The organism is Pseudomonas sp. BN102, assembly GCF_029871245.1.
GTDB lineage: Bacteria > Pseudomonadota > Gammaproteobacteria > Pseudomonadales > Pseudomonadaceae > Metapseudomonas.
In genome coordinates this window covers 176,204-201,870 of the sequence record NZ_SSON01000077.1, presented here as the reverse complement: position 1 = coordinate 201,870, position 25,667 = coordinate 176,204, and the positions used below count along the sequence as shown (strand labels likewise).

Here is a 25,667-nt window from a genome sequence, read left to right as displayed (position 1 = left end):
TTGCCGAGAGTTAGCCATGCCTTGGAAGCGCCGGAATCCGGCGCTTGCGGGTTATTCGGGGGAGTGGAAGCTGAGGCTGTAGTTAACCGCCTTGGTACCCGGGTCGAGGATGTCCAGGGAGATGTGGATGGGGGTCTGGGGAGGCATTTCCGCCTGTCCGGCCAGCTCGCCGGAGAGGTACTCGCCGGGCTTGAAGCGGCGGCTAGCCAGCAACTGGCCATTGATGTCGGCAAAACGCAGCTCCAGCAGCGGGAAAGGCTGGGAGAACGGGGCGCGGTTGTAGAGGATGGCGTCCACCACCAGGGCGCCGGAGAACTCGGGATGGCTGCGGACCACCAGGTTGCTGCTCTTGATCAGTTCGATGTCGACCTTGGAGGGCAGCTGGCAGCCGATTTCCGGGCAGATCTGCTCGAACCAGGGGCGGTACTGGTCCTGCCGGGCCAGCTCGGCGAAGTGGTACCAGACGTACTGGATGGCCAGGGCGGCCACTGCGATCAGGATCAGCAGGCCCCAGCCAATCCAGCGGCCCCAGGGGCGCTTGCGCCGCTGCCAGTCCAGCTGCAGCGGCTCTTCGTCGATATTGAGCAGGCCTTCCTCGCGCAGGGCGGGTTCGCTGCGCGGGTGCTGCATGCGCGGCGCTTCGGCCACCGACGTCTCGTCCGCTTCTTCGTCCAGGTCCTCGTCGAGCATTTTCGGCTCGTCGTCGCGGGCCGGGCCGAGGCTGAAGTCCGGACCGGGCTCGTCTTCCACCAGGTCCATGGTCAGGCTGGGCTCGGTGCGTGGTGCGTGGGTCGGTCTGGGCGGTTCGGCCAGAGGGCGTGCAGCGGGCTCGGCGTGCAATTCGAAGTCGGGCTCCGGCTCGCTTTCGGCTTCGGGCTCGACGACGGTCGTGCGTTCCTCCGCTTCCAGCAGGCTTTCCGCCCAGCCTTCGTCCTGGCTGTCCTTGGCGGACGGCGGCTCGGTGGGTGCGGGCGCGTCCGCGCCGAGCAGATCGCGGGACAGTCGGCGCTCTTCCTGCTCCAGCTTGGCCAGTTCCTCGTCCAGGTCGAGGCTGTCGAGGTCCAGGTCGTCGTGGATCCACAGGGTGTCGTCGCTCGGCGCCGTGGCCGGTGGCGGGGCGGGCGCTGCGGCGGGTTGCTTGAGCACGGTGGCGACGCTGGGTACCGGCGTGGCAGGGGCCGAGACTGCCGGGCTGACGGGCGCGGAGGCAGGCGCCGGCGCCTTGGGATTGTCGACCGCCGTTGCCGCAACCGGCTTGCCCTTGGCGGCCAGCAGCTGCTGCGCCGCGTTGTACACCTGCAGGCAGGCACCGCAGCGAACGGCGCCATGGGCCACCGCCAGTTGGGCGCGGCTGACGCGGAAACTGGTCTGGCAATGCGGGCACTGGGTGACGAAGCTGTCGGTCATGCGGCGATCCGGTCGAAACGTTAGGCTATTTTACTCGATCCACTGAGTTTCCAGCGTTTCAGCGGCGCACGCCACTGATGCGTACCCAGCCGTCCTTCTCCGCGGTGGGGTCGAGGTCGAAGGCGTCGGCGTAGGCCGTGCGCACTTCCTCGGCCTGCTCGGCGAGGATGCCCGACAGTGCCAGGCGTCCGCCGGGCGCCACCAGGCTGGTGATCTGCGGGGCCAGGGACACCAGTGGGCCGGCGAGAATGTTGGCCACCACCAGTTCGGCGGGTTTGGCCGGCAGGTCGGCGGGCAGGTAGACCGGAAAGCGCGCCGGGTCGATGCCGTTGCGCAAGGCGTTGTCGCGGGAGGCTTCCAGCGCCTGGGGGTCGATATCGGTGCCCACCGCCTGGCGCGCGCCCAGCAGCAGGGCGGCGATGGCGAGGATGCCCGAGCCGCAGCCGAAGTCGAGCACTTCGCAGTCGGCGAGATCCTGGCCGTCCAGCCATTCCAGGCAGAGAGCAGTGGTCGGGTGGGTGCCGGTGCCGAAGGCCAGTCCCGGGTCCAGCAGCAGGTTCACGGCGTCCGGTTCGGGGGCTTCGTGCCAGCTCGGCACGATCCAGAGGCGGCGGCCGAAGCGCATGGGCTGGAAATTGTCCATCCAGCTGCGCTCCCAATCCTGGTCTTCGATGCGCTCGATCTGGTGCTCCGGCAGCGTACCGCCGGTCAGCAGTTCCAGGTGCGCCACCAGGTTGGCTTCGTCGGTATCGGCCTCGAACAGGGCGAGCAGGTGGGTGTGAGTCCAGAGCGGCGTGGTGCCCAGGTCCGGCTCGAAGATCGGCTGGTCTTCGGCGTCCATGAAGGTCACGGACACGGCGCCGACTTCCAGCAGGGCGTCTTCGTAGGTTTCCGCCTGTTCCGGGGTGATGGCGAGACGGACTTGTAACCAGGGCATGGCGGGACCTCTTGAAAATTCAGCGTGCACGTGCGGCAGGCGCGCAAGCTTACTTGAGCACAGGCCGGAAAAACACAAGGGCCGCCTTATGGCAGCCCCTGTATTGTGGATCAGGCACCGATGGTGATCAGTGCTTGTCCATGCCGAGTTTCTTTTCCAGGTAGTGGATATTCACGCCACCCTTGCAGAAACCCTTGTCGCGAGTGAGGTCGCGGTGCAGCGGGATATTGGTCTTGATCCCGTCGACGACGATCTCATCGAGGGCATTGCGCATGCGCGCCATGGCCTCGTCGCGGCTGTTGCCGTAGGTGATCAGCTTGCCGATCAGCGAGTCGTAGTTCGGCGGAACCGCATAGCCGCTGTACAGGTGCGAATCGACGCGCACGCCGTTGCCGCCCGGCGCGTGGAAGTAGGTCACCTTGCCCGGGCAGGGCATGAAGTTGTCCGGGTCCTCGGCGTTGATCCGGCACTCCAGCGCATGGCCACGGATGACCACGTCTTCCTGCTTGATCGACAGCTTGTTGCCGGCGGCGATGCTGAGCATTTCCTTGAGGATGTCGATACCGGTGACCATTTCGGTGACCGGGTGCTCCACCTGCACGCGAGTGTTCATCTCGATGAAGTAGAAGCGACCGTTCTCGTAGAGGAACTCGAAGGTGCCGGCGCCACGGTAGCCGATCTCGACGCAGGCCTGGACGCAGCGGTCCAGCACTTCGGCACGGGCCTTCTCGTCGATGCCCGGAGCAGGGGCTTCTTCCAGGACCTTCTGGTGACGGCGCTGCAGGGAGCAGTCGCGGTCGCCGAGGTGGATGGCGTTGCCCTGGCCGTCGGAGAGTACCTGGACTTCGACGTGGCGCGGGTTGGTGAGGAACTTCTCCAGGTAGACCATGGAGTTGCCGAAGGCCGCACCGGCTTCGGTACGGGTCAGTTTGGCCGACTTGATCAGCTCTTCTTCCTCGTACACCACGCGCATGCCGCGACCACCGCCGCCGCCTGCGGCCTTGATGATCACCGGATAGCCCACTTCACGGGCGATGGCCAGAGCGGTTTCCTCTTCCTCCGGCAGCGGGCCGTCGGAGCCCGGAACCGTCGGTACGCCGGAGCGCTTCATGGCGTCCTTGGCCGATACCTTGTCGCCCATCAGGCGAATGGTGTCGGCTTTCGGGCCGATGAAGGCGAAGCCGGATTTCTCCACCTGTTCGGCGAAGTCGGCGTTCTCGGCGAGGAAGCCGTAACCCGGATGGATCGCAGTGGCGCCGGTGAGTTCGGCGGCGCTGATGATGGCCGGGATGCTCAGGTAGGACTGGGCTGCCGAAGCCGGACCGATGCAGACGGTCTCGTCGGCCAGGGACAGGTGCATCAGCTCACGGTCGGCCGTGGAGTGCACCGCCACCGTCTTGATGCCCAGCTCCTTGCAGGCGCGCAGGATGCGCAGGGCGATCTCGCCACGGTTGGCGATCAGGACTTTTTCCAACATCGCAGGCTCTCCGCGGTTCAGACGATGGTGAACAGCGGCTGGTCGTACTCAACCGGCTGACCGTTTTCCACCAGGACGGATTCGATCACGCCGCTGGTCTCGGCCTCGATGTGGTTCATCATCTTCATGGCTTCGACGATGCAGAGGATGTCGCCTTTCTTCACGCTCTGGCCGACTTCGACGAAGGAAGCGGTGGTCGGGGACGGCGAACGGTAGAAGGTGCCGACCATCGGCGAGCGCACCACGCTGCCGTTCAGCTTCGGCGCGGCCGGAGCGGCGGCTTCGGCGGCGACCGGGGCTGCAGCGGCAACCGGGGCGGCTACCGGAGCGGGAGCGGCAGCGTAGATCGGCTGGCCGGCGAAGGCCTTGTTGCTGTGGCGGCTGATGCGCACGGACTCTTCGCCCTCGCGGATCTCCAGCTCGTCGATACCGGATTCTTCCAGCAGTTCGATCAGTTTCTTGACTTTACGGATATCCATTAATCATCAACTCCCAAGGGGTGAGGTCAGGGGCGTTCAAGGTGTTCTAGCGCCGCGTCCAGGGCCAGGCGGTAGCCGGTGGCGCCCAGACCGCAGATCACTCCCACTGCCACGTCGGAGAAGTAGGAGTGATGGCGGAAAGGTTCTCGTTTGTGCACGTTGGACAGGTGCACTTCGATGAATGGGATGCTCACTGCGAGCATCGCGTCACGTAGGGCGACACTTGTATGCGTGAAAGCAGCAGGATTGATGATGATGAAGTCCACTCCCTCGCCGCGGGCAGCGTGGATTCGATCGATCAATTCGTACTCGGCATTGCTCTGCAGATACATCAGGTGATGGCCGGCCTCACGGGCGCGCCGCTCCAGATCCTGGTTGATCTCGGCCAGGGTGGTTGCGCCGTACTTGTCGGGCTCGCGGGTGCCCAGCAGGTTGAGGTTGGGGCCATGCAAGACGAGCAAGGTGGCCATGCTGTTTGATCCTTATTGGAGGCGAGGCGGCACTATGCCGGAAAGCCGAAAAGGCTGTCCAGTTGTCAACAATAGTCGACAAGATGCCCGGTGATTACGGCAAATATATGACGTTACATGCATCAGTGCGATGCGTTCACCTGTTGCAGACGAGCGGCGAAGGCCTTGGCATCGACTTCACCTACGACACGCAGATCGGCCAATTCGTCACCCTTGCCATCGAAGAACAGGATGGCGGGCGGGCCGAACAGCTTGTAGCGGTCGAGCAGCGCGCGCTGTTCGGCGTTACTTTCGGTCATGTCAAAGCGGATCAGTCGGTAGCCGCCCAGTTGCGAGGTCACCTCCGTGGCGGTGAGCACTTCACGCTCGATGACCTTGCAACTAATGCACCAGTCGGCATACCAGTCCAGCAACAGCGGCTGGTCAGAAGCCTTGGCGTCGCTCAGGGCGGCGTCGAGTTGCGCCGGGGTCTTGATGGTCTGCCACTGGTCGTCAGCCGGTACGGTTGCCGGCGCACCAGCAAGGTGCACACGGCCGAGGGGGCGCAGTGGGTCGGACTCGCCCTTGAGGGCGCCGGTCCAGGCGGCTACCGCATAGACCAGCAGCACTAGCCCGGCCAGTTGCGCCAGGCGCTCGCGGGGCGCCTTGGGGGTGAATTCCAGGGCGCCGAGGAAGAGTGCAGCGCCGCCTGCCAGCAGGCCCCAGAGGCCGAGGGCCAGCGGGCCGGGCAGGACCCGTTCGAGCATCCACACGGCTACCGCCAGGAGCAGCACGCCAAAGGCGTTGCGCACGGCCACCATCCACTGGCCGGCCCTGGGCAGCAGTGCGCCGCCGCCGGTGGCGAAGAGCACCAGGGGTGCGCCCATGCCGAGGCCGAGGGCGAAGAGCTTCAGACCGCCACCCAGGGCGTCGCCGCTTGCACTGATGTAGAGCAGGGCGCCGGCCAGGGGAGCGGACACGCAGGGTGATACCAGCAGGCTGGAGAGCACGCCGAGCAGGGCCGCGTTCCAGATCGAGCCACCCTTGGTGCTGCCTGCCAAGGTATCCAGCGGGCCGCTGATGAAGCGCGGCAGGCGCAGCTCATAGAGGCCGAACATGGCCAGGGCGAAGAAGGTGAAGAAGCCGGCGAAGGGCACCAGTACCCAGGGCGACTGCAGCCGCGCCTGGAGGTTGAGTTCGGCGCCGAATACCCCCATCAGTGCGCCCAGCAGGGCGAAGCAGGCGGCCATTGGCAGCACGTAGGCGAGCGACAGCACCAGGCCGCGGCCACCGCCCGCCTGGCCGCGCAGGACCACGCCGGAGAGGATCGGCAGCATCGGCAATACGCAAGGGGTGAAGGTCAGCCCCAGGCCGGCGAGGAAGAACAGCGCCAGTTCGTGCCAGTTCCAGCCCTTGCCACCGGCGTTGCCAATCTCACTGCCGCCATTGGTGGGCGCACCCTCGGCCAGCTTGAGCACTTCGGTTTCCGGCGGGTAGCACAGGCCCTTGTCGGCGCAGCCCTGGTAGGTCACCCGCAGTTCGGCCGGCGGTTTGCGCGCGGGGTCGATGGGCAGGTCGACGTCCAGTACGCCGTAGTACACCTCGACCTCGCCGAAGTATTCGTCGGTCTTCTGCTTGCCGGCGGGCAGCGCCGGTTGGCCCAGGCCGCTGTCGGCGGGTTCGGCACGGAACTGGAAACGATGGCGATAGAGGTAGTAGCCCTCGGCATTGGTGAAGCGCAGCTTCACCGAGGTCGGTGAGCTCTCCACCAGGCTGAGGCGGAAGGCCTCGCGTACCGGCAGGAAGTCGCCGCTGTTATTGAGGGACGCTCCCAGGTTCGGGCTCGGGCGGTTGTCCAGCAACCCTGCGGCGACGGGCAGGGCCACCAGCAGCAGGATCAGGCTAAGCAGGCGGCGCATGGAGATCTCTTGGTCGGAAAGTGCCCGCATCATAGCGAACCTCGGGCCTTTCCTGCAGGTTCGCAGCTGTAAGCAGCTTTGTCCCACGTTGATGTAGGGGCCCAGGCGCGACAATAGGTCGCGCCTCAGACGCGGAAAGCCTGCACCGCCGTGTGCAGTTGACCGCCCAGGCGCAGCAGGCGCTCGCCCTGGCTACGGCTTTCGCCGATGCGTGCCAGGTTGTCGCCACCCTGCTGGTGGATCTGCTCGCTGTGGTCGCGGATATCGCGGACCGCGTCGCTCTGCTGGGCAGTGGCGTCGGCGATGCGCTCGGCCATGCTGGCGATGGTGCGGATGGCGCTGACCACTTCCACCAGCGCGCCATCGGCAGCGGCGGCCTGCTCGGCGCTGGTCTCGGCGTGCTCCACCTGGACGCGCATGGCGTCCACCGACTGCCGCGCAGCCTGCTGCAGGCGCGCGATCAGTTGCTGGATCTCGGCGGTGGCGCCGGCGGTGCGCTGGGCCAGGGAGCGGACTTCGTCGGCGACCACGGCGAAACCGCGGCCCATTTCACCGGCGCGGGCGGCCTCGATGGCCGCGTTGAGCGCCAGCAGGTTGGTCTGCTCGGCGATGCCGCGGATGACCGTCAGGACCTTGTCGATGGTCTCGGTTTCCTCGGCCAGGCGCTCCACCGCCTGGGCGTTGTTCTGCACCTCGCCCACCAGTTGGTGCAGCCCGGCCAGGCTCTGGTCGATCACGCTCTGGCCTTGTTCCACGGCGCGCCCGGCGTCGCGGCTGGCATCTGCGGCCAGGCTGGCGTCGGCGGCCACCTGCTGGATAGTGCTTTCCAGTTCGCCCAGGGCGTCGCGGATCTGTGCGGTGCCGCCGGCCTGGTCCTCGGCCCCGGCGTGCAGCCCGTTGTTCAGTTCGGCCAGGGAGCTACTGCTGCCGGCCACCTGTTCGGCGTGCTGGCGGATGGTGCCCACCAGTTCGCCCAGATAGTCCCGGAGGCGGTTGAGGGAGTCTTCGATCAGGCGCAGGTCGCGAGTGCTGGAGCCCAGCGCCATAGGCTGGCTGAAATCGCCGTCGGCCCAGGCTCCCAGGGCGCCAACCAGCCGACCGAGCACCTGGGTCAGGCGACGCTGGATGCGGTCGATGGACAGGGCGATGAGCAGGATCAGGCCGATCATCAGACCCTGGATCAGCCGAACCTCGCCCTGGATGCGGCCGTGCTCGGCGCGCACCTGGGGCTCCAGGGCGGCGAGCGCCGCTTGCAGGGCATCCACCCGCTGGGCGGTCGTGGCGACCAACTCGGCGCGGCGCTGGATCAGTTCGCGGGTGCGCGCCAGTTCGTCGGGGTAGCGCTTGAGGAGGCCCGCCAGCTCACGCTTGAGGGCGGCGCCGCGGTCCTCGGCCTGGCCGGCTTCGCTGCTGCTTTCCAGGCCCATCATCGCGGCGAAGTCGTCGGCTGCCGAGCTGCCGCTATCGGCCACGCCGAGCAGAGGTAACTGCTCCAGCCGGACGCTGTCGTGGCCCAGGGCTTCCAGTTCGCGCAGGACGTCGGCGGCCAGGTCGTCGCGACCGCTGGCCACCAGCTTGGCGCGGGCTTGGCTCAGGCGGTTGAGGTGCTGGGCGGCGGCGAACAGCGGCGCACGGTAGTCGGCGGCGGCCGCCGTGCTGCCCGAGTCGGCGTACTGGGCCAACTGGTCGAGGGCGCCGGCGATCTCCCGCTCGGCCTGGATCAGCAGTCCTTGCGGGTCGCCCGCCAGCTTGCCGGCGGCCAGCAGTTCGCCACGGGTGAATTCGCGCAGATCATTGAAGCTCGGCAGCAATTCATCGGTGAGTTCGGCGGGCAGTTGGCCGAGGCGCTGTTCCAGGCTGTCGATGCCCTGGCTTGCGGCGCTGTGGCGCAAGGCGTCGCCGTTCGTGAGGTAGGCCTGGACGTTGTCCGCCACCTCGCCGCGGAAGCGCTGGGCCAGCTCCAGGTACTGCTCCATCAGCTGGTAGGGTCGCTCCAGGGCCTGTTGCGACCACCAGAGGGTCGCCCCCAACGCCAGGCACACGGTGACCAGCAGCAGGGTTATCAGGTTGGTGAGCAGTTTCAGGCGCATCGGAACCTCGGCAGACAATCAGCCTGTCCAGGGTCCGCGCTGTATGCCTGGGCATCTGCGGGGCCGCGAACGGGCTCTGAGAGATGGCCAGATGATATTGCTGTTTAGTGACAATCCTGTGACGGCAGGGGTCAGTCGTGGTGCAGCGCCACCCGGTTGCGTCCGCTGTGTTTGGCGCAATAGAGCGCTTCGTCCGCCTGCTTGGACAGTTGGTTGATGTCCAGGCCGTCATGCAGCTGGGCGATGCCGCAGCTGAAGGTACAGGACAGATCGTGGGGCTGCGCCGGGTAGCGGATCTCGGCGAAGCGCCGGCGGATCTCCTCCAGCACCCGGTGCGCGGCTTCCAGGTCGGTGTCCGGCAGCACCACGGCGAATTCCTCGCCGCCGTAGCGGCCGATGTGGTCGGTCTTGCGCAGGCGTTGCTTGAGGAACAGGGCCAGGCTCTTGATCACCCGGTCGCCCATGGGGTGGCCGTAGGTGTCGTTGACCTTCTTGAAGTGGTCGATGTCTAGCATGGCGAAGCACAGCGGCTTGCCGTCGCGCCGCGCCCTGGAGCTGGCGTCTTCCAGCAGCTGCAGGGTATGGGTGTGGTTGAACAGACCGGTGAGGCTGTCACGGACCATGCGCGCCTTCAGGCTGCGCGCTCGGGTGGCGCGGGTGCGAACCGTGGCGATCAGGTGGCGCGGCTTGATCGGCTTGGTGAGGAAGTCGTCGCCGCCTTCGCTCATGGCGTCCAGCTGCTTGTTCAGGTCGTCCTCGGCGGACAGGTAGATGATCGGCACGCTGACGTAACGCTCGTGCTGGCGGATCACCTTGGCCAGCTCGGTGCCCAGGCACTCGGGCATGTACATGTCGAGGATGATCAGGTCGGGCTGGAAGTCGGCCAGGGCCAGCAGGGTCTGCACCGGCTCGGTGATGACCCGGGTGACGATGCCGGCGGAGTTGAGGATCAGCTCGGTATGGGTGGCCTGGGCGCGGGAGTCGTCGACTATCAGCACCCGGAAGGGGTCGTAGTGGGCGGTGCGGGTCAGGGTCTCGAGCTTTTCCAGCAGGGTGGAGGCGTCCAGGGCGCCGGTGAAAAATTCCTGGCCGCCGGCGCGCACGGCCGCCAGGCGGGTCGGGGCATCAGTTTCCTCGTGGCTGAAGAAGATGATCGGCAGCTTCTGCTCCAGCCCCTGCTGGGCCTCCCGCGCCAGCTCCAGGCCCTGGCCCGGTCCGGCGAAATCCACTTCCAGGACGATGGCAGCCGGGTGCCGTTCGGCCATGGCCGCGCGGAAGGCGCTGGCGCTGTCCAGGCGTTGGGCGTTGAGGCCGAAGAACTCCAGTTGCTGGGCCAGGCGCCCGGCGCGGTCCTCGCTCTGCAGCGCCAGGTACACCGGTTTGCGCAGGGGCGGCAGGAAGGTCTGTTCGAACTGGTCGCCGTGGCGCAGTCCGGTGCGCGAGAGGCGCTGCATCAGCAGGCTGAGTTCGGTGATCAGGTCGCTGGACAGCCGACCGCGATTCTCCTCCACGCCGCGCAGGCAGTCGCCGATGGCCACCGCCAGGCGGCTATGCTCGGTCTGCTCGAAGCGTTCGGCGTAGCGCTGCAGGTTGAGGCTGGCCTCAGCCAGTTCGGTCATGCAGGCCAGGCTCCACTCGCTGCGTTGCAGGCGCTGCCAGATCTCCAGCACATGCCGGGCCTGGTTGATGACGCGCTGGGCGAAGTGATTCTTGAGGCGGTCGCGGCTCGGATCTTCGTGCTCGGTCATGGCCCGGCTTCTTGAGGGGGTGTCGCCTGGCGGCGACCAGAATGATGGCGCCATGCTATCACCTTGTGACGAGTACGCTAGTGTCATCTGTCCCGCTATTGCCACATGCTCCGGGTAGATGTCGTCAATTTGCGACCCGGAGGTTTACAGGACCGGCACACCGGCTGATGGTTTGGCCCGCCGCCACTGCGCGGCGGTCGCGCTTCCCTTATAGTGCTGGGCTCGGCCACAACCACCGCGGCGGATCGTGGTCGAACCTTATCCGTGCTGATCGAAACTTGAAGGACACTGCCATGCTGGACTGGAAGAAGCGTATGGGGGACGCGCGTGACCGCGTCGATGATTCGGTTGACGACGTGCGTAGCTACCTGGGCGGTATCTGGCTGAGCCGTGCCCTCGCCAGCCTGCTGGTGGTCTACCTGCTGGCCTGCGTGGTGGTGGGCTGGTACTGGAGCCGCGAGCCCGATCTCCTCCCGGTACAGCAGAATGCTCAGGCTGCCGCCGAGCGGGCGGGGCGGCAGATGGTCAGCGGCTACACCACGGTGGAAACCCTCAAGACGGTCGCCCAGACCCTGCTCGACAAGAGCGGCGGCTATGTGTCCAACGACCTTGCGCCCCCCGGTCTGTGGCTGGACAACATGCCCAGCTGGGAGTACGGCGTGCTGGTCCAGGTGCGCGACCTGTCCCGCGCCCTGCGCAAGGACTTCGCCCGTTCCCAGTCGCAGTCCACCGAAGACCCGGACCTGGCCAAGGCCGAGCCGCGTTTCAACTTCGACAACAAGAGCTGGGCGCTGCCCGCTTCCGAGTCCGAGTATCAGGATGGCATCCGCTCGCTGGATCGTTACCTGGCCCGACTGGCTAACCCCAATCAGCCAAACGCGCAGTTCTATACCCGCGCCGACAACCTGAACAACTGGCTGGGCGACGTCGCCACCCGCCTCGGTTCGTTGTCCCAGCGCCTCTCCGCCAGCGTCGGCCGGGTGCGCCTGAACACCGACATCACCCCGGAAGCGGCCGTCGCCACCGGCAAGGTGCCGGAAGTGAGCGAGGAAATCGTCGAGACCCCGTGGCTGCAGATCGACAACGTCTTCTATGAAGCCCGTGGCCAGGCCTGGGCGCTGTCCCACATCCTGCGCGCCATCGAGGTCGATTTCGCCGACGTGCTGGCGAAGAAGAACGCCACCATCAGCGTGCGCCAGATCATCCGCGAGCTGGAGGCGGCCCAGGAGCCCCTGTGGAGCCCCATGGTGCTGAACGGGAGCGGCTACGGCGTGCTGGCCAACCATTCCCTGGTGATGGCCAACTACATCTCCCGTGCCAACGCGGCGGTAATCGACCTGCGCCAGCTGCTGGAGCAGGGCTGATGGCCATCGACGAACGCGAGGCGGCCCACCGCGCCGCCTCCGACGCCGAACAAGTGGCCTGGGTCGACGAGCAGGACCGCCCTCTCGGCGGCCTGCCGCGCGCCGAGCTGCGCGAGCGCGGACTGATCTCCCGCGGAACCTTCATCCTGCTGTTCAATTCCGCCGGCCAGCTCTGTGTGCATCGCCGCACCCTGAGCAAGGCGCTCTATCCGGGCTACTGGGATGTGGCGGCCGGCGGCATGGTGCAGGAAGGCGAGGACTACGCTGATTCCGCCGCCCGCGAGCTGGAGGAAGAGCTCGGCGTCAGTGGCGTGCCCCTGTGCGAGCATGGCCGCTTCTTCTTCGACGAGCCGGGCAACCGCCTCTGGGGCGCGGTCTTCTCCGCCGTCTCCGACGCGCCGCTGAAGCTGCAGCCGGAAGAAGTGCTGGAGGCGCGTTTCATGACCGTGGACGAGGCGCTGGCGCAGAGCCCCTGCTGCCCGGATTCGCTCAAGGCGCTGCAGCTGTACCTCCAAACCTTGTAGGTTGGGCAGAGCGCAGCGAAGCCCAACGAATGAATTTCCGGCAACCCCGGCCGTTGGGCTTCGCGTAGCTCAGCGGAACGCCGCCCGGCTCAACCTACGAAAGGCGCACCAAAGCCGCGCGCGGCGCGGGTTTGTGCAGAATCCCGGACCTTTTCGTGCGGGATGCTGCACGGAGTCGCCATTTTGTCGATCAATGGCGCATTTTCGTACTTAGCATTCGCCGCGAATGCTGCTAAATTTCGCCCCCTTTCAACCCTGGCCTCCCGGCCAGGCTGCGCTGCCCCTGCCAGAGTGGGGCTTCGCGGTCGGCACCCCGCCGACCAGTCGCTATCCTGACCCCTACGAGGAAAGCCGGTGGTCAAGAAAGCTTCGTCCTTTGCCGCCCTCGGCGGTTTGGTGTACTCCACCGACAGCGGCCGGCACTGCCCGGAATGCCGCCAGCCCCTCGATGCCTGCATCTGCAAGCAAGCCACTGTGCCTGCTGGCGACGGCATTGCCCGAGTGCGCCGGGAAACCAAGGGCCGTGGCGGCAAGACCGTCACCAGCGTCAGCGGCGTGCCGCTGGCCGAAGACGCCCTGAAGGAGCTCGCCAGCGCGTTGAAGCGCCGCTGCGGAACCGGTGGAGCACTGAAGGACGGCGTGATCGAGATCCAGGGCGACCACGTGGACCTGTTGCTTGAAGAACTCGCCAAGCGCGGCTTCAAGGCCAAGAAATCCGGCGGCTGAGCCACGGCTTTCTAAACTGACCGCAGGAAAACGCGGTCAACACTCCAACGTCACACGACCGAATTAACCTTTCCAAGCCCGCCCGGCACGATCCGGCGGGCCTGGCACTTTTCTATCCCACAGGGGGAAACCGATGTCTGCACGACGCACGCGCAAGGACGATGGCAGCAGCTGGACCGTGGCCGACAGCCGCAGTGTCTATGGCATTCGCCACTGGGGTGCCGGCTTTTTCGCGATCAACGAAGCCGGCCGCGTCGAAGTTCGCCCGCGCGGCCCGCAGAGCGCGCCGTTCGACCTCTTCGAGCAGGTAGAAAAATTGCGCGAGGCGGGTCTCAGCCTGCCGCTGCTGGTGCGCTTCCCGGACATCCTGCAAGAGCGCGTGCGCCAGCTGACCGGCGCCTTCGACGCCAATATCGAACGCCTGGAATACCAGAGCCGCTACACCGCCCTGTACCCGATCAAGGTCAACCAGCAGGAGGCGGTGGTGGAGAACATCATCGCCACCCAGAACGTCTCCATCGGCCTGGAAGCCGGCTCCAAGCCCGAGCTGCTGGCGGTGCTGGCGCTGGCGCCCAAGGGCGGCACCATCGTCTGCAACGGCTACAAGGACCGCGAGTTCATCCGTCTGGCGCTGATGGGCCAGAAGCTCGGCCACAACGTCTTCATCGTCATCGAGAAGGAAGCCGAGGTCCAATTCGTCATCGACGTCGCCGCCGAGCTCAAGGTAGCGCCGCAGGTGGGCCTGCGCGTGCGGCTGTCGTCCCTGGCCTCGTCCAAGTGGGCCGACACCGGCGGCGAGAAGTCCAAGTTTGGCCTGTCCGCCGCGCAGATCCTCTCGGTGGTCGAGCGCTTCCGTGAGGCCGGCCTGGACCAGGGCGTGCGCCTGCTGCATTTCCATATGGGCTCGCAGATCGCCAACCTGGCCGACTACCAGCACGGCTTCAAGGAAGCCATCCGCTACTACGCCGAACTGCGCAGCCTCGGCCTGCCGGTGGACCACATCGACGTCGGTGGCGGCCTGGGCGTCGACTACGACGGCACCCACTCGCGCAACGCCAGCTCGATCAACTACGACATGGACGACTATGCCGGCGTGGTGGTGGGCATGCTCAAGGAGTTCTGCGACGCCCAGGGCTTGCCGCACCCGCACATCTTCTCCGAGAGCGGCCGCGCCATGACCGCGCACCACGCCGTGCTGGTGATGCAGGTGACCGACGTCGAGCGCCACAACGACGAAGTGCCGAAGATCGAGGATATCGAGGCACTGCCCGAGGCCGTACGCTGGCTCGCCGAGCTCCTGGCGCCGACCGACGCCGAGATGGTCACCGAGACCTACTGGCGCGCCACCCACTACATGAGTGACGTTGCTGCGCAGTACGCCGAAGGCAAGCTGACCCTGGCTGAGAAGGCCCTGGCCGAGCAGACCTACTTCGCCATCTGCCGCCGCCTGCACAACCAGCTCAAGGCACGCCAGCGTTCCCATCGCCAGGTGCTCGACGAGCTGAACGACAAGCTGGCGGAGAAGTACATCTGCAACTTCTCGGTGTTCCAGAGCCTGCCGGACACCTGGGCCATCGACCAGGTGCTGCCGATCATCCCCCTGCACCGCCTGGACGAAGAACCGCTGCGCCGTGCCGTGCTGCAGGACCTGACCTGCGACTCCGACGGCAAGATCAACCAGTACGTCGACGAGCAGAGCATCGAGACCAGCATGCCCGTGCATGAGGTGCGCGAGGGTGAGGACTACCTGCTGGGCGTGTTCCTGGTGGGCGCCTACCAGGAAATCCTCGGCGACATGCACAACCTGTTCGGCGACACCGACTCGGTGAACGTCTACCAGCGCGAGGACGGCAGCGTGTACCACGCCGGCATCGAGACTCACGACACCATCGAAGACATGCTGCGCTACGTGCACCTGTCACCGGAGGAGCTGATGGCGCACTACCGCGACAAGGTCTCCAGCGCCAAGCTGAGCCCGCGCGAGCGCACCCAGTACGTCGACGCGCTGCGCCTGGGGCTGACCCGCTCCTCCTACCTCTCGTCCTGACGGCAGCGCTGAATGAAAAAGCCCGGCCTTGTGCCGGGCTTTTTCATGGGAGACGGGATCCTTCTCTGTAGGAGCGAGCCGCGTCCATGACCCGACGAGCCCCCTGGCAAATTCCTCCATTCAGCGCTTTCATTTCCGCCAGCCTTTCTCAATCTGTCGGGAGCTTGCCTGTGCCACGCGTCCTTCTGATCGAATGCAGCCCCAACGACCAGGCCTCGCCCGGCGGCCAGCTGGCGCGGGAAATGGCCCGGCGTATCCACCCGAAAGCCGAAGTGACGGTGCGCAACCTCGTGCGCGACCCGCTGCCGCCACTCTGCGCCGGCTATGCCGAGGCGGTGGTGGGCAAGTCCAACTGCGAGGAGGAGGCCTTCCTCCTCTCCGAGCAGCTGATCGGCGAGCTGGAGGCCAGCCAGTACCTGCTGATCTCCACCCCGATGCACAACTACATGGTGCCGGCGGCGCTGAAGCTCTGGCTGGACTACGTGGTGCGCATCCGCCGCACCTTCGAGATTCACGATGGCCAGCGCATCGGGCTGCTGGAGGATCGGCCCACCTTCGTGGTGCTGAGTTCCGGCGGGCATTACCTGGGGGCCAAGGCCAAGCAGATGGACTTCCTCTCCCCCTACCTGCGCCATGTGCTGGGCATCATTGGCCTGCACCATGTGGAGTACATCCACTTGCAGGGCCTGGCGGGTGGTGAGGTGGAGGTGGCTACCGCCCTGCAGCAGGCGCGGGAGCGATTGTCCTTCAACCCGGTGTTCGCCGCCGAACCCTACCCTGACGTGCTCGTGTAGGTTGGGCCGGGCGGCGTTCCGTTGAGCTACGCGAAGCCCAACGGCGCCAGCTCAGCTCCCGATCACTCCGAAGCCCCGCGCCATCAGCGCCGCCAGCAGCGGCATGATCAGCACCAGTAGCAGTTCCAGGCGGATGGTCATGATCACCAGTTTCGCCTTGCGCGGGCTCAGCTCCGGCACCTGGCCGGCCTTCAGGGTATTGCGCCAGTTGAGGAAGACGAAGGTGGGGTAGCTGGAGAGCGTGGCGATCAGCACGAACAGCCCCATCTTGGCGTGGAACACCGAGTTGTGCAGGTAGTAGTCCACCCCCTTGCCATACCAGAACACCCGCGCCAGGCCGGTGACCAGCACCGCTCCGGCGCTGAGGCCGTAGGCCATGTCGATGCGCACCAGGCTGCGGGCGCGCTCCAGGTCCAGGGGCAGCTTGAACAGGCGGTGCTCGAGGGTGAGCAGGGCGAACAGTACGAAGATCGACAGGAAATGCAGGTACGCGGCGACGGCTTGTCCCATGGGAACTCCTTCAGGTCATCAGGTCGGTTGTGGTTATGGTCATCCTTGGCGGGGCTGGGCTTGCCCCGCTTGCGGCCGGTCTGCCCGGCATCGCACTACATTCGCTCCGCTCCTTGTGCGTGCGTGCCGGTGAACCAGGCATCGCGCTCGTTCAGACGCCAGGCCAGGCTGCCCAGGCTGATCCCGCGCAACAGCATGAACGCGAGGAAGGCCAGCCAAAGTCCGTGGTTGCCGAGAAACTGTAGCCCCCATCCCAGCGGCAGGCTAAGCGCCACCGCCACCAGCATGGCGTTGCGCATCTCCCGGGCGCGGGTGGCGCCAATGAAGAGGCCGTCCAGCAGGTAGCTCCAGACGGCCACCAGGGGCAGCGCAGCCAGGTAGGGCAGGTAGAGGTGGGCGACCGCGCGCACCTCCGCGATATCGCTCTGCAGGTCGATGAACAGTCCGCCGCCGACCAGGAAGAACAGCGCGAAGGCCAGGCTCGCCAGCAGTGACCAGCCCCCGGCCACCAGCAGCGCGCGGCGCAGGCCGGCGCGGTCCTGCGCCCCGATGGCGTGGCCGCACAGGGCCTCCACCGCGTGTGCCAGCCCATCCAAGGCGTAGGCCGTCACCAGCAGGCCATTGAGCAACAGGGCGTTGGCCGCCACCGTGGCATCGCCCAGGCGGGTGCCCTGCACCGTCAACATGAAGAACACCAGTTGCAGCGCCAGGGAGCGGATGAAGATGTCGCGGTTCACCGCCAGCAGTGGCCGCCAGGTGCGCCAGAGCCGCAGCGCCGGCCAGTCGATGTGGCCGGGTTTGCGCCGCAGGGCCCCGCGGGTCAGCGCCAGGCCAGTCAGCGCTCCGCACCACTCGGCCACCGCCGCCGCCTTGGCGGCGCCGGCCACACCCCAGTCCAGCCCCAGCACGAACCACAGCGCCAGGGCGACGTTGATCAGGTTGGTGGTCAACAGGATCGCCAGCGGCGCGCGGGCGTTCTGGGTACCGAGGAACCAGCCCACCAGGGCGTAGTTGGCCAGCGCCGCCGGCAGGCCCAGCAGGCGCAGGTGGAAGAATTCGCGGGTCAACTGGCCCAACTCCGCAGAGGGCGTCATCAGCGCCAGGGCGAAGTCGCTGAAGGGGACCGCCAGCAGGCCCAGCAGCACCGCCAGCATCACTGCCAACCCCAGGCCCTGCAGCAATACCTGACGCAGCGCGCCACCATCGGCGCGTCCGGCGGCTTGGGCGGCAAAACCGGTAGTACCCATGCGCAGGAAACCGAGCACGCCGATCATCAGGGTGTAGAGGGTGCTGCCCACTGCCACCGCGCCCAACTGGTGGGCGTGGGGCAGGTGGCCGACCACCGTGCTGTCCACCAGCGCCACCATGGGCACGGAAATGTTCGAGAGGATCATGGGGGCGGCCAGCGCCCAGACCTTCCTGTGGGTCGGGGAATGCCGCCAGGCGTCGAGGAACAGGCTCATGCAGGGCTCCAGTCAGGCCGCGCAGTATAGCGGCGCTGGGATTCGTGAGGTGCATCGCTCCCGCCGTCATCCAGACACCACTGAAGCGCTGCGCTGGTCTATAGTTCGCGGCCTATACGCACTCCCCATCGAGAGCCCGCCATGCCGAAGAAAGGACTACTTCTGGCCCTGGTGCTGAGCCTGCTCAGCGCCTGCGATTCCTCCACCCCTGAGCAGCCGGCGAGCAAAGCACCGCCCGCTGCCACCCAGCAGGCGGCCCGCCCGGCTGTCGACACCGCCGCCCTGGCCAAGCGCTACGCCGGCCGCGAGCTGAACGTCATCGACGTTTCCGAGGTCCAGCTCGACGGCGCCAGCGCCTTGTCGGTGACCTTCTCGGTTCCGCTGGACCCGGAGCAGAAGTTCGCCGAGCGCCTGCACCTGGTGGACACCACGAGTGGCAAGGTGGATGGTGCCTGGGAGCTTTCCGACAACCTGATGGAGCTGCGCCTGCGCCACCTGGAGCCCAAGCGCAAGCTGGTGCTGACCATCGACCCCGGCCTGCACGCGGTGAATGACGCCCGACTCGCCGAGGAACACGTCACCCGCCTGGAAACCCGCGACCTGCAGGCCACGGTCGGCTTCGCCAGCCGCGGCTCGCTGCTGCCCACCCGGCTGGCCGAGGGCCTGCCGGTAATCGCGCTGAACGTCGACAAGGTCAATGTCGACTTCTTCCGGGTCAAGGCCGAGGCGCTGCCCGGCTTCCTCGCTCGCTGGGGCAAGCGCGGCACCCTGGATATCTGGGAATCCCGCGAGCTGCTGAAGATGGCCGAGCTGGTCTACACCGGCCGCTTCGACCTCAATCCCGCGCGCAATACCCGTGAAACCCTGCTGCTGCCCATCGCCGGCCTCGAACCCATGAAGCAGCCCGGCGTCTACCTGGCGGTGATGAAACAAGCCGGCAGCTACGACTATTCGAACCCGGCGACCCTCTTCACCCTGAGTGACATCGGCCTGTCCGCCCACCGTTACCGCGACCGTCTGGACGTCTTCACTCAGGCCCTGGAAGGCGGCGCCGCCCAGGGCGATATCGAGCTGGAACTGCTGGACGGCGAAGGCCGCGTGCTGGCCCAGGGCAAGACCGATGGCAAAGGCCACGCCGAACTGGCCCTGGCGTCCAAGGCCGAAGTGCTGATCGCTCGCCAGGGCGAGCAGACCAGCCTGTTGCGTCTGGCCGCGCCGGCCCTGGACCTGGCCGAGTTCGACATCGCCGGCCCGGCCAGCCATGCCCTGCAGTTCTTCGTCTTCGGCCCGCGCGATCTCTATCGCCCGGGGGAGACCGTGCTGCTCAACGCCTTGCTGCGTGACGTCGATGGCCGCGCGGTGGCGGGCCAGCCGGTGACCGTGGAAGTGCGCCGTCCGGACGAGCAGGTCAGCCGCCGCTTCGTCTGGGAAGCCGGGGAGGGCGGGCTCTACCAATACCAGCTGCAGCTGGCCGCAGAAGCTCCGACCGGGCGCTGGCAGCTGCTCTTCGACCTGGGCGATGGCAAGCCGCAGCTCTATGAATTCCTGGTGGAGGACTTCCTCCCCGAACGCCTGGCCCTGGAGCTCAAGGGCAGCGACCGGCCCTTTGCTCCCGGCGAGAATGCCCGCTTCGACGTCCAGGGGCGCTACCTGTACGGCGCGCCGGCATCCGGCAACCGCCTGAGCGGCCAGCTCTACGTGCGCCCGCTGCGCGAGGCGGTGAAGGCGCTGCCCGGCTACCAGTTCGGCTCGGTGACCGAAGAGGAGCTGAAGCAGGACATCGAACTGGAGGAGACCCAGCTCGACGCCGATGGCAAGACCCGGCTGGACATAGAGACCCGCTGGCGCGATGCCAAGTCGCCGTTGCAACTGATTCTCCAGGCCAGCCTGCAGGAGTCCGGCGGCCGTCCCATCACCCGCCGCCTGGTGCAGCCGGTCTGGCCGGCCGAACGCTTGCCGGGCCTGCGTGCCTTGTTCGACGGCGAGGAAACCGACGCCGACAGCCTGGCCGAATTCGAGCTGCTGGTGGCCGACCCCGCGGGCAACAAGCTGGCCGCCGACAACCTCAAGGTGCGTCTGGTGCGCGAGCGCCGCGATTACTACTGGAACTTCTCCGAGAGCGACGGCTGGACCTACCACTTCAACGAGAAGTACCTGAACCTCGCCGAGGAACAGGTGCGGGTGGCCGCCGGCGGCACCGCCAAGGTCAGCTTCCCGGTGGAGTGGGGCCCCTATCGGGTGGAAGTGGAAGACCCGCAGACCGGCATCACCAGCAGCCTGCGCTTCTGGGCCGGCTACCGCTGGCAGGACAACGCCGGTGGTGGTGCCGTGCGTCCGGACCAGGTCAAGCTGGCGCTGGACAAGCCGGCCTACGCCGAAGGCGATACCGCCAGGGTCACCATCACCCCGCCCAGCGCCGGCAGCGGCTACCTGCTGGTGGAGTCCGCCGACGGTCCGCTCTGGTGGCAACCCATCGAAGTCCCGGCAGGCGGCAAGGCCTTCGACATCCCGGTGGCCAAGGCCTGGGCGCGCCATGATCTCTACGTCAGCGCCCTGGTGATCCGCCCCGGCGAGCGCAAGGCCAGCGTCACGCCCAAGCGCGCCGTGGGCCTGTTGCATCTGCCGCTGGAGCGCGCTCCGCGCAAGCTGGCGCTGACCCTGACTGCGCCGGAAAAGATGCGCCCCAGGCAACCGCTCAAGGTCCAGGTGCAGGCGAAGAACGCCGACGGCAGCATTCCCAAGCAGGTACGCGTGCTGGTGGCGGCGGTGGATGTGGGCATCCTCAATATCACCCGCTACGTCACCCCCGACCCTTTCGCCGCGCTGTTCGGCCGCAAGGCCTATGGCGCCGACCAGCTCGACGTCTATGGCCAACTGATCGAAGCCGGCCAAGGGCGTCTCGCCTCCCTGGCCTTCGGTGGTGACGCCGCCCTGGCCGGCGGCGGCAAGCGCCCGCAGACCAGCGTCACCATAGTCGCCCTGCAGAGCGCGCCGGTGACCCTGGACGACCAGGGCCAGGGCGAAGTCAGCCTGGACATTCCCGACTTCAACGGCGAACTGCGCCTGATGGCCCAGGCCTGGACCGACGAGCGCTACGGCATGGCCGAGGCCAAGACCGTGGTCGCCGCGCCCCTGGTGGCGGAACTGGCCGCGCCGCGCTTCCTCGCCGGCGGCGACCAGAGCACCCTGGCGCTGGACCTGACCAACCTGTCCGGCAAGCCCCAGCGCCTGGACGTGGAACTGCTGAGCGGCGGTCAGCTCGACCTGGCCCAGAGCGGCGGCGCCCAGACGGCGCCGATCCAGCTCGCCGACGGCCAGCGCACCACTTTGCGCATCCCGGTGCGGGCGCTGGGCGGTTACGGTCAGGGCGTGTTCAAGGTACGGGTCAACGGCCTGGAGCTGCCGGGGGAGAACCTGCCGCCGTTCAGCCGCGAATGGACCCTCGGCATACGCCCGGCCTATCCCGCGCAGCTTCGGCAGTTCCGCGCCGTCCTCAAGGGCGAGCCCTGGAACCTGCCGGCTGGCACCCTGAATGCCTTCGAGCCGGACGGCCGCGAAGCCCTGCTGCAACTCTCCAGCCGTCCGCCGCTGAACCTCGGCGAACAGATCCGCGCCCTCAAGGCCTACCCCTATGGCTGCGCCGAGCAGACCACCAGCGGCCTCTACCCCTCGCTCTACGCCGACGCCGAGTCGCTCAGGCGCCTGGGACTGGAAGGCGAACCCGATGAGCAGCGGCGCAAGTCCCTCGAACTCGGCATCGAGCGCCTGCTGGGCATGCAACGCCACAACGGCAGCTTCGGCCTGTGGAGCGCCGACAGCGAAGAGGAGTACTGGCTGACCGCCTACGTCACCGACTTCCTCCTGCGCGCCCGCGACCAGGGTTTCGCCGTGCCGCCGGAAGCCCTGAAGAAGGCCAGCGAGCGCCTGCTGCGCTACCTGCAGGAGCGCAGCCTGATCGAGGTCAGCTACAGCGAGAGCGCCGACCACACCCGCTTCGCCGTGCAGGCCTACGCCGGCTACGTCCTGGCGCGCAGCCAGCAGGCGCCCCTCGGCGCCCTGCGCAGCCTCTGGGAGCGCCGCGCCGACTCCCGCTCCGGCTTGCCGCTGGTGCAGCTGGCGATCGCCTTCAAACTGATGGGCGACGCGCCGCGCGCCGATGAGGCCCTGCAACTGGGCCTGCGGGTGCAACGCGAGAGCCGTGACTGGCTGGCCGACTACGGCAGCCCACTGCGCGACCAGGCGCTGATCCTCGCCCTGCTGGAAGAGCACGACCTCGCGGCGGACGCCCGCGAACAGCGGCTGTTCGAACTGGCCGACCTGGTGGCCGGCTCTCAGTGGCTCTCCACCCAGGAACGCAATGCCCTGTACCTGGCCGGCCGCGGTCTGCTGGCCAAGCCCGAACCGAACTGGAGCGCGAAGCTCACCGCAGGCGACCAGCAGCGTGAGCTGAACAACCAGCAACCGGGCCTCAAGCTGGACAGCGCGCTGCTCGCCGAGCCGCTGCGCATCGAATCCGGCAGCAGCGAACCGCTCTACCAGCAACTGACCCTCTCCGGCTACCCGTTGATGGCGCCGCCTGCCGGTGGCGAGAACCTCACCATCCGCCGCGAATTCCTCGGCGTGGATGGGGAGCGTCTCGACCTGAACGCCCTGGAGAGCGGCGAACTGGTGCTGGTGCACCTGGCCGTCGAAGCCAAGGAACGCGTGCCCGACGCCCTGGTGGTGGACCTGCTGCCCGCCGGCCTGGAACTCGAAAACCAGAACCTCGCCCAGAGCGCCGCCAGCCTGGACGACGCCAGCAGCGCGGTGAAGGAGTGGCAGAAGTCCATGCAGAACGCCGCCATCAAGCACCAGGAATTCCGCGACGACCGCTACGTGGCCGCCCTGAATGTGAACGAATACGACACCACCCACCTGCTCTACCTGGCCCGCGCCGTCACCCCCGGCACCTACCGCGTGCCGCCGCCCACGGTGGAGTCCATGTACCGGCCGAACTGGCAGGCACTCGGCGAGGCGCCGGAGCAGTTGGTGGTGAGGGGGAAATAGGGCAGACCCCGACAGCCCTCTCCCCCAGCCCCTCTCCCTGAAGGGAGAGGGGAGTTCATCCGTGCCAATGCGGATGGGGTGTAGCGGATGGACGTGCGGTCTCCGGCATGACGTCAATGCAGACTCGTAGCCCGGATGAAATCCGGGAAATCGTGCGACAGGGAGGTCGAAAAATGGTCGGCTACCGCAGGTCTCGGGTGCCCGGCGCCTGCTATTTCCTGACGCTGGCGCTGCAGGACAGGCGTCGAGATCTGCTGGTCAGATACTGCGGTGACCTTCGCCAGTCCATTAGGAAGGTCATGATCCGAAAGCCCTTCAGGCTGCCTGTCATCGTGGTCCTGCCCGATCACCTTCATATGCTGATGGAGCTACCGCAGGGAGATGCGGACTTCTCTTCTCGTGTGCGTATGTTGAAGTCGGGATTCGTATCCCTGCTGCGCAAGCAGTCCGACGTGGACCTCAGGTTCAACGCGAAAGGGGAGGCCAATATCTGGCAGCGGCGTTTCTGGGAGCACATGATTCGCGACGAGCGGGACTATGCCGCCCATGTGGATTACATCCATTTCAATCCGGTGAAGCACGGCGTGGTGAGCTCCGTACGTGACTGGCCGCTCTCCAGCTTTCATCGGTTCGTCCGCCAGGGCCTGCTGCCTGCCGATTGGGCTGGGGGCGTGGAAATGGAAGTAGCCAGTGCCGGAGAGTGAGTCCGCTCCCCGGATTTCATCCGGGCTACGTGGGTCGGCAAGATCGTAGCCCGGATGAAATCCGGGGAAGCGATCGATCCTGCCGCCCCGTCCCCCGGGTTTGTCCGGCAGCCCCATCACCCCGGAATGATCTGTTCGCCACCCCAGAACGATGCCCGCAACGGGTTGCCCCCGGTGATTTCAACGTTGACCAGGGTCGCCACCTCGACGAAGCCCGCAGCGGCCCCGGCGCCGTCGACATCCACCAGCACATTGGCGTCGGCGCCGGTCTGCACGATGTGGACATAGTCGGACACCAGCCCCCCGGCCGGAGCACTGCTGCCGAGCAACGCCGAGAAGTCCAGCTTGTCTCCGGCCTCGAAGCTGTAGTCGAGGATGCTGTCGACGCCCTCGCTGAGGTTGGCGTACCTGAACGTATCGGCGCCAAGGCCGCCGGTCAGCTGGTCCGCGCCCACGCCTCCGATCAGGACGTCATTGCCGCTGCTGCCGGTCAGGCTGTCGCTGAAGACCGAACCGATCATGCCTTCCATGTTCTTGTAGGAATCGTCACCGACACCAGGCAGTCCTCCGGTATTCCAGAAGCCATTGCTGCCGGCGGCGGGGTTAGTGCCTTGGTTAAGGGTGAAAATGAGCGGGCCCGTGGTGTCGGACAGGTCGAGCAGGTCGCTGCCCGCTCCACCATCCAGCGTATCGTTGCCGCCACCTCCGCGGAGGATGTCGTTGCCGCCGCTGCCGGTCAGGGTGTCGCCATTGGCCGTGCCAATCACGCCCTCCATGTTCTTGTAGGTGTCGTTCCCCAGCCCCACGCCGGAAAGATTGACGTTCGTGTCGCCGCTACTTTGAAACAGCGTGAAAGTGAGTGCGCCCGTGGCATCGGACAGGTCGAGCATGTCGAGCCCATCGCCACCGTCCAACGTATCGTTGCCAGCGCCACCGCGAAGGCTGTCGCTACCACTTCCTCCAATCAAGGTGTCATTGCCGCTGCCGCCAATGAAACGGTCGACCGCGCTACCCCCGCCGGTAAGGTTATCGTTGCCGGTTCTTCCGTCTATGAACGACGCTTGGTAGTCATCGCTGGCAAGGTTGACCGCATCGTTTTTACTGCCCTGGGCGGTGTCCAGGGTGATGGTCTTTCCGACCAAGGTGACAGTTCCCGTCGATTCGCCACCGATGTTGTCGGACAGCGTGTAGGCGAAGCTACCGAAGGCCGTCTGCTCACTGGCCGTATCGAACTCGATCAGGCTTTTGTTGCTGCCGTCTACGAATTTCAGGTTGGTCACGTTGGTCAACCCGGCACCATTGAGTCCCGTGATGCTCAGGTAGCTGCCGTCGACATCGAAATCGTTGCCAAGCAGGGTGGCGACGGAAATGACCACATGGGTGCCGCTGGACACGATCACTTTGTCATTGGTCGCCACCGGCGGATTGTTCACCAGCGTGACCGCGATGCCCAGGCTGTCAATGTCACTGGCAGTGCCGTCGCTGGTGGTCATGGTCAGCGTGTCGTCGCCACTGAAGTTGGCGGCGGACAGGTAGCCGAGGTTGGCCGCCAGCGTCGTGTTGATCTGGGCGAGAGTGCCGCTGAGGGTGAGCAGGGAACTGCTATTGCCGGAGAGGCTGGCACCACCCGCGACTGCCTGGGCGGACAAGGTGCCGTGGGCTACCTGGAGTTTCACGGTCATGTTGCCCGAACCGCTGTCCGGGTCGTCGATGCTCAGGCCGCTGATGGTCTTGAGCGTGCCAGCGGGAGTAGTTTGCGTGCCGGGGAGGGTGTTGACCGGGGCATCGTTCACCGAGTTCACAGTCAGGTCGTAGGTGTACTCGTTGCTGCCGCCGAGGCCGTCGCTGACCACGAAGGAGAAGCTGTCGCTGCCGTGGTAGTTGGCGACCGGGGTGTAGTCGAAGGTGCCGTCGGCGTGGACGGTGACCGTGCCGTGGCTGGCGGCGGTCGCGCCCAGGGCATAGCTGACGCTGTCGCCGTCG

Annotated in this window: 18 protein-coding genes; 7 read left to right on the top strand and 11 right to left on the bottom strand. The window is 66.6% G+C overall.

Features of this window, described 5'->3' with window-relative positions:
• Window positions 1-51: 51 nt before the first annotated feature.
• The 8 genes from E8F12_RS24940 to E8F12_RS24905 all read right to left on the bottom strand — a co-directional run bounded on the left by E8F12_RS24940 (window position 52) and on the right by E8F12_RS24905 (window position 10,506).
• Window positions 52-1,407: a DUF3426 domain-containing protein gene (locus tag E8F12_RS24940; protein WP_280327894.1), complete on the bottom strand. Its 1,356-nt coding sequence runs from the start codon at window positions 1,405-1,407 to the stop codon at window positions 52-54.
• A 58-nt stretch (window positions 1,408-1,465) separates the two neighbouring features.
• On the bottom strand, window positions 1,466-2,344 hold the full coding sequence (gene prmA / locus E8F12_RS24935; protein WP_280327893.1) for a 50S ribosomal protein L11 methyltransferase: 879 nt from the start codon (window positions 2,342-2,344) through the stop codon (window positions 1,466-1,468).
• Between the two features lie 127 nt (window positions 2,345-2,471).
• Window positions 2,472-3,821 (bottom strand): acetyl-CoA carboxylase biotin carboxylase subunit, encoded by a 1,350-nt coding sequence (gene accC, locus E8F12_RS24930; RefSeq protein WP_280327892.1) that lies wholly within the window; start codon window positions 3,819-3,821, stop codon window positions 2,472-2,474.
• A gap of 17 nt (window positions 3,822-3,838) precedes the next feature.
• On the bottom strand, window positions 3,839-4,300 hold the full coding sequence (accB, locus tag E8F12_RS24925; protein ID WP_280292572.1) for an acetyl-CoA carboxylase biotin carboxyl carrier protein: 462 nt from the start codon (window positions 4,298-4,300) through the stop codon (window positions 3,839-3,841).
• Between the two features lie 26 nt (window positions 4,301-4,326).
• Entirely contained in the window at window positions 4,327-4,770 is a 444-nt protein-coding gene (gene aroQ, locus E8F12_RS24920; RefSeq protein ID WP_151137447.1) for a type II 3-dehydroquinate dehydratase, read from the bottom strand.
• Window positions 4,771-4,892: 122 nt separating this feature from the next.
• Window positions 4,893-6,668, bottom strand: coding sequence for a protein-disulfide reductase DsbD (locus E8F12_RS24915; RefSeq protein WP_280327891.1), 1,776 nt, complete (start codon window positions 6,666-6,668; stop codon window positions 4,893-4,895).
• A gap of 125 nt (window positions 6,669-6,793) precedes the next feature.
• Window positions 6,794-8,758 (bottom strand): methyl-accepting chemotaxis protein, encoded by a 1,965-nt coding sequence (locus E8F12_RS24910; protein ID WP_280327890.1) that lies wholly within the window; start codon window positions 8,756-8,758, stop codon window positions 6,794-6,796.
• Window positions 8,759-8,889: 131 nt separating this feature from the next.
• Window positions 8,890-10,506: a PleD family two-component system response regulator gene (locus tag E8F12_RS24905; RefSeq protein WP_280327889.1), complete on the bottom strand. Its 1,617-nt coding sequence runs from the start codon at window positions 10,504-10,506 to the stop codon at window positions 8,890-8,892.
• A 293-nt stretch (window positions 10,507-10,799) separates the two neighbouring features.
• Between E8F12_RS24905 and E8F12_RS24900 the strand changes: the two genes are divergently transcribed.
• The 5 genes from E8F12_RS24900 (at window position 10,800) to E8F12_RS24880 (ending at window position 15,961) form a co-directional block, all read left to right on the top strand.
• Window positions 10,800-11,870: a DUF2333 family protein gene (locus E8F12_RS24900; RefSeq protein ID WP_280327888.1), complete on the top strand. Its 1,071-nt coding sequence runs from the start codon at window positions 10,800-10,802 to the stop codon at window positions 11,868-11,870.
• The gene (locus E8F12_RS24895) at window positions 11,870-12,394 is read left to right on the top strand and encodes an NUDIX hydrolase (RefSeq protein ID WP_280327887.1); all 525 of its coding nucleotides are present in this window, start codon (window positions 11,870-11,872) and stop codon (window positions 12,392-12,394) included. Before E8F12_RS24900 ends, E8F12_RS24895 begins: the two co-directional genes overlap by 1 nt.
• A 354-nt stretch (window positions 12,395-12,748) precedes the next feature.
• Window positions 12,749-13,120, top strand: coding sequence for a translation initiation factor Sui1 (locus tag E8F12_RS24890; RefSeq protein ID WP_280327886.1), 372 nt, complete (start codon window positions 12,749-12,751; stop codon window positions 13,118-13,120).
• A gap of 133 nt (window positions 13,121-13,253) precedes the next feature.
• Complete coding sequence (gene speA, locus E8F12_RS24885) at window positions 13,254-15,167, top strand: arginine decarboxylase (RefSeq protein WP_280327885.1); 1,914 nt, start codon at window positions 13,254-13,256, stop codon at window positions 15,165-15,167.
• 170 nt (window positions 15,168-15,337) lie between these two features.
• Window positions 15,338-15,961: an NAD(P)H-dependent oxidoreductase gene (locus E8F12_RS24880; protein ID WP_280327884.1), complete on the top strand. Its 624-nt coding sequence runs from the start codon at window positions 15,338-15,340 to the stop codon at window positions 15,959-15,961.
• Window positions 15,962-16,012: 51 nt separating this feature from the next.
• Here the strand turns inward: E8F12_RS24880 and E8F12_RS24875 are convergent, their stop codons facing one another.
• Both E8F12_RS24875 and E8F12_RS24870 read right to left on the bottom strand, forming a co-directional pair.
• The gene (locus E8F12_RS24875; RefSeq protein WP_280327883.1) at window positions 16,013-16,471 is read right to left on the bottom strand and encodes a DUF2214 family protein; all 459 of its coding nucleotides are present in this window, start codon (window positions 16,469-16,471) and stop codon (window positions 16,013-16,015) included.
• Window positions 16,472-16,566: 95 nt separating this feature from the next.
• Complete coding sequence (locus E8F12_RS24870; protein WP_280327882.1) at window positions 16,567-17,934, bottom strand: MATE family efflux transporter; 1,368 nt, start codon at window positions 17,932-17,934, stop codon at window positions 16,567-16,569.
• Window positions 17,935-18,075: 141 nt separating this feature from the next.
• On the opposite strand from E8F12_RS24870, the gene E8F12_RS24865 reads away from it, so the two are divergent.
• Both E8F12_RS24865 and E8F12_RS24860 read left to right on the top strand, forming a co-directional pair.
• The gene (locus E8F12_RS24865; protein ID WP_280327880.1) at window positions 18,076-22,980 is read left to right on the top strand and encodes an alpha-2-macroglobulin; all 4,905 of its coding nucleotides are present in this window, start codon (window positions 18,076-18,078) and stop codon (window positions 22,978-22,980) included.
• Window positions 22,981-23,153: 173 nt separating this feature from the next.
• Entirely contained in the window at window positions 23,154-23,684 is a 531-nt protein-coding gene (locus E8F12_RS24860; protein ID WP_280327879.1) for a transposase, read from the top strand.
• A 116-nt stretch (window positions 23,685-23,800) separates the two neighbouring features.
• On the opposite strand, the gene E8F12_RS24855 is transcribed toward E8F12_RS24860, so the two are convergent.
• On the bottom strand, window positions 23,801-25,667 hold a 1,867-nt coding region (locus E8F12_RS24855; protein WP_280327878.1), incomplete at its 5' end, for a tandem-95 repeat protein.

What these genes read in the sequence shown, in the direction of transcription:
- accB (WP_280292572.1), bottom strand. Translation starts at nt 4,300, where the DNA reads ATGGATATCCGTAAAGTCAAGAAACTGATCGAACTGCTGGAAGAATCC.
- prmA (WP_280327893.1), bottom strand. Translation starts at nt 2,344, where the DNA reads ATGCCCTGGTTACAAGTCCGTCTCGCCATCACCCCGGAACAGGCGGAA.
- E8F12_RS24870 (WP_280327882.1), bottom strand. Translation starts at nt 17,934, where the DNA reads ATGAGCCTGTTCCTCGACGCCTGGCGGCATTCCCCGACCCACAGGAAG.
- aroQ (WP_151137447.1), bottom strand. Translation starts at nt 4,770, where the DNA reads ATGGCCACCTTGCTCGTCTTGCATGGCCCCAACCTCAACCTGCTGGGC.
- E8F12_RS24895 (WP_280327887.1), top strand. Translation starts at nt 11,870, where the DNA reads ATGGCCATCGACGAACGCGAGGCGGCCCACCGCGCCGCCTCCGACGCC.
- speA (WP_280327885.1), top strand. Translation starts at nt 13,254, where the DNA reads ATGTCTGCACGACGCACGCGCAAGGACGATGGCAGCAGCTGGACCGTG.
- E8F12_RS24875 (WP_280327883.1), bottom strand. Translation starts at nt 16,471, where the DNA reads ATGGGACAAGCCGTCGCCGCGTACCTGCATTTCCTGTCGATCTTCGTA.
- E8F12_RS24910 (WP_280327890.1), bottom strand. Translation starts at nt 8,758, where the DNA reads ATGCGCCTGAAACTGCTCACCAACCTGATAACCCTGCTGCTGGTCACC.
- E8F12_RS24915 (WP_280327891.1), bottom strand. Translation starts at nt 6,668, where the DNA reads ATGCGCCGCCTGCTTAGCCTGATCCTGCTGCTGGTGGCCCTGCCCGTC.
- E8F12_RS24900 (WP_280327888.1), top strand. Translation starts at nt 10,800, where the DNA reads ATGCTGGACTGGAAGAAGCGTATGGGGGACGCGCGTGACCGCGTCGAT.
- E8F12_RS24905 (WP_280327889.1), bottom strand. Translation starts at nt 10,506, where the DNA reads ATGACCGAGCACGAAGATCCGAGCCGCGACCGCCTCAAGAATCACTTC.
- E8F12_RS24940 (WP_280327894.1), bottom strand. Translation starts at nt 1,407, where the DNA reads ATGACCGACAGCTTCGTCACCCAGTGCCCGCATTGCCAGACCAGTTTC.
- E8F12_RS24865 (WP_280327880.1), top strand. Translation starts at nt 18,076, where the DNA reads ATGCCGAAGAAAGGACTACTTCTGGCCCTGGTGCTGAGCCTGCTCAGC.
- E8F12_RS24860 (WP_280327879.1), top strand. Translation starts at nt 23,154, where the DNA reads ATGGTCGGCTACCGCAGGTCTCGGGTGCCCGGCGCCTGCTATTTCCTG.
- accC (WP_280327892.1), bottom strand. Translation starts at nt 3,821, where the DNA reads ATGTTGGAAAAAGTCCTGATCGCCAACCGTGGCGAGATCGCCCTGCGC.